The following is a 3535-nucleotide window of genomic DNA, read 5'->3' on the forward strand; positions in this document are numbered from 1 at the left end:
CTTTCTTTATTCTTTTTCGGTTATGGGCATGATGGCGTACGTTGTGTAGCGTTCTGACGCATACAGGATAATTGGTGTTTTCCCTATATTCTCAACAACAATCTGTCCTTCATCACGATAGCGAATATTATTTAAAATGAATTGTTTTGTCGATTTATTAAATCTCTGTTCATAGAGAAGTGTTCCCTTTTTCCAATAAGATGAATAATGATAAAATCCTTCTGCTACTTGATCATCTACTAAAATTGCTCCAAAACCAGTATTTCCCAAAGGCTCTGTCGTATGAATGGTTGCGCGTTCATTCGGTTGAATACGAATCGTTCGGAATGGTGGCGTTTTCGTCTTTTTCACTGTATAGATGCGACTCGCTCCGTATACCGATAATGGTGACTTCCCTACATTTTCTACAACTGCGTTCCCTCCTGGTGTCATGCGAATGGTACTACCTAAAATATCTCGAATCTGCGCATGCGCACGTTGTTCATACACCGTCTGTTCCGCTCGATATGTTACTGTATGATAAATCGCAAGTTGCGTAGGATCTTCAAGTAGTAAATTATTCATACCTTGTACTGTTTTTGATGTGATTGCTGCGCGCTCATTCTTTTTCAGCGTCACTTTGCTAAACGCTTTTTCTTTTGTTTTTTTCACCGTATAGATGCGACTCGCCCCGTACACCGATAATGGCGACTTCCCTACATTTTCTACAACTGCGCTTCCTCCCGATGCCATGCGTACAACATCTCCTAAAATCGCAGTAATTTTTTCGTTTGCACGCTGTTCATATATGGAACCGTCTTCTCGATATACTACCGAATGATAGGTCGCAAATTTTGTTCGGTCTTCAAGTAATAATTGATTGGCATGCGCCGCTGTTTTCGTTGTAATCACCGCTTGCTCATTCTTTTTCAGCGTCACCTTACTAAATGCTTTTTCTTTTGTTTTTTTTATTTTCACATCTTTTTTCGAGATTGGTTCCACAGTAGGTTCCGCCTTCACTTGTTTTACATATGAGATAATCGCTACGGTTCCCGATGATAGATTAAGCATCTGATTTGCCTCTACGGTTCCTTGACTTACGATTCTGCCATCTTTCGCGTAGATCACAACCTTACTAATAGCTGGAACTTTTACATACACTTGCTGATTTCCTTCATTTTGTACCTCATAGTTAGACGGTGTACTAGCAGATGCTGAATTTATAGATGCCAATAAACTCATTGTCATCACTAATAGTCCCATCACGAAAATTTTCATAATCCATTTCATCTTACCCACCCATTTATACCTAATTATACCATTTTAGGTTATTTTAATAATGTAAATCGTGATATAATACTTCATAAGGAGGTCGTCATGATGAAAAAACTTGGTTATGCACTCGTTGTCTATGTGATCGTTTGTGGGATTACGATTTTGCTACCTGCTTCACCTGGTTATGATGTTTGGAGTTGGAAACTACTCGTTGGACAAGTTTATGCGATTCCTGCCTTCATTGCTGCTTGGTTAATTCTTTATTTTTTGGGAAGTAAAAAAACCTTCAACCATTGAGGTCGAAGGTTTTTCTCTATTTATACCAAAACTTCATATTTGACACAATCATTCCCATCGCCCCGTAGACTTTCAATTCATAGTAGCCATCTTCAGTAGCCATTGTCGAGTCGAGTGTAAATTCACCTTTTAGTTCATCCTGTTTCGAGTACAATTCATACTTTTGCACGCCAGATGCGCCCATTACAAAAATATTAGCACCACCATCAGGATTATCAATTAGTTCATCTACATCAACCCATGTTTTATCCGGTACAACGGTAAACGTAATTTTTTGAATCCCGCTTTTTACAGGAATACGCATGAGAACACGCATTTTTTCAAGATGATTGATTTGGTGGACTCCGTTATATTGTCGTCTACCTCGTACGTCACGATCTTCTTCATCTAGACTACGAGCGAAGCGATTCATCAATTGCGGTTGTAATTCGTCATATGTCACATAGGTAAATCGACGTTCCAATGTTTTCATATAGCGTTCAAATGTATCATTTGCTTTATATGCATAGGCTGTCCATTTGTTTTTACGCAGTTTGGCATCGGCTTCTGTCTTTACTTTTACAGCTCGTTTCCAAGTTGTTTTTGCTGATTTCATATTATATTGTTTCATATAGGACTCGGTCTTCACTAAATCTTCCCATGCTTGCACAAAGCCAGCGAATCGCTCCATCTTCACTTTTGAAGCTTTCACATATTGTTTTTGCAACACATTCTTTTGACTTGTGTTGAGACGACTCGCTTTTAGTGCTTTTTCGTATGAAGCAAATTGTGTTTTCGTCGTCTGATAGCGTGCTGCTAGATTGGATACATCACCCTTTTGTTCAAGCTTTGCTAATTGTTCCATTTGCTTAGTGAGTGCCTTTCCTTCCGCAACAAACTCTTGATACGTCAATTCTTTAAACATTAATTGCTTCGTTAAAATATAGCCCGTCTTCCCCTTATATGTAACCTTCGTCCACGTCTTCCCTTTAGAATAAGAAGTAAAGATGGTCTTCTGTTTCACAATAGCTAACTTCGTCTTTTTCGTTGAGTCTGTATATATACTTGCCCACGACACATTCACAATCGCCTTACCGCTGATTGCTTTTGCAGATGTATTAATCGAACATACGATAGGTGCTGCAAGTGATAGTGCCAATGCATACTTTCCAAGTTGCTTCATGTAATCGCCTCTTTCAATCTAGGTCTATACAAGTATTATCTCACCAAATAATGGTATTTACAATGTGATAAAATTATCCATTTTCATCTTAAAAAGTTATATAATAGAAGAAAAGGAGGGGTGCATACATGAAGAAAAAGTTCCTGCTTAATACAAGTCTCTGTCTAACACTATTTCTTGCAGCGTGTGGTGATGAAAAAGCGCCAGAAAACACCATTCAAGACGGAAAAACAGAAGCACAAGAAATCGAAGTCGAAGCAGCTACACTCGGATTAAGTGATCAATTAGCAGTCGATTTGCCAGAAATAACAGAAAATACACTCAATTTACGATTACGCTCACGCGAATACATCGACCAACAAGAAAAACTCTTTGCAGGCGTTGGCATCAACGAAAAAGTCGATTCGACCATCACCCCGCAACAACTAATGGACAACGTCGAAGACTACTTTGAAACCGTCGTCTCCTTCAAAGGCGATGTCGTATCCTTCCATGAAAAAGAAGAAGGTGCGCTACCCTACCGCTTCATTCATCTCTATGCAGAGGACGGACAATCCTACCTCTACATTACATATGAACCTCTCGGCAACATCGCACTGGACGACTCACTCCAAGTCGTTGGCATCCCACTCGGTATCCATGAATTTGCCAATGTCGGCGGCGGCGTTACCAAAGCCATCGTATTATTTGGCGGAGCGATTGAAAAACAAACACCAAACGAAAGCTAAACTCGAAGATTCGAGGTTTTTTTGTTTGAGGGAATTCTGCTCCTCGAAAGGGACTACTCCTCGTTTCGGGGCATTCCCCCGTCAAAACGGGCCA

Annotated in this window: 4 protein-coding genes; 2 read left to right on the forward strand and 2 right to left on the reverse strand. The window is 39.8% G+C overall.

The window, feature by feature from the left end; all coding sequences use genetic code 11:
• Positions 1-6 precede the first annotated feature (6 nt).
• On the reverse strand, positions 7-1269 hold the full coding sequence (locus tag KGI01_RS13495) for a hypothetical protein (RefSeq protein ID WP_141275109.1): 1263 nt from the start codon (positions 1267-1269) through the stop codon (positions 7-9).
• A gap of 87 nt (positions 1270-1356) precedes the next feature.
• On the opposite strand from KGI01_RS13495, the gene KGI01_RS13500 reads away from it, so the two are divergent.
• A complete protein-coding gene (locus KGI01_RS13500) occupies positions 1357-1551 on the forward strand; it encodes a DUF4017 family protein (RefSeq protein ID WP_255314802.1) in 195 nt (64 codons plus the stop codon).
• Positions 1552-1567: 16 nt separating this feature from the next.
• Here KGI01_RS13500 and KGI01_RS13505 read toward each other — a convergent pair whose 3' ends face one another.
• Positions 1568-2713 (reverse strand): hypothetical protein, encoded by a 1146-nt coding sequence (locus KGI01_RS13505; protein WP_141275110.1) that lies wholly within the window; start codon positions 2711-2713, stop codon positions 1568-1570.
• Positions 2714-2841: 128 nt separating this feature from the next.
• Here KGI01_RS13505 and KGI01_RS13510 point away from each other — a divergent pair, with 128 nt between their 5' ends.
• Positions 2842-3441: a hypothetical protein gene (locus tag KGI01_RS13510; RefSeq protein WP_141275111.1), complete on the forward strand. Its 600-nt coding sequence runs from the start codon at positions 2842-2844 to the stop codon at positions 3439-3441.
• The last annotated feature ends 94 nt before the right edge of the window (positions 3442-3535 follow it).

The organism is Kurthia gibsonii (assembly GCF_006539985.1).
GTDB classification, from domain to species: Bacteria; Bacillota; Bacilli; order Bacillales_A; family Planococcaceae; genus Kurthia; species Kurthia gibsonii.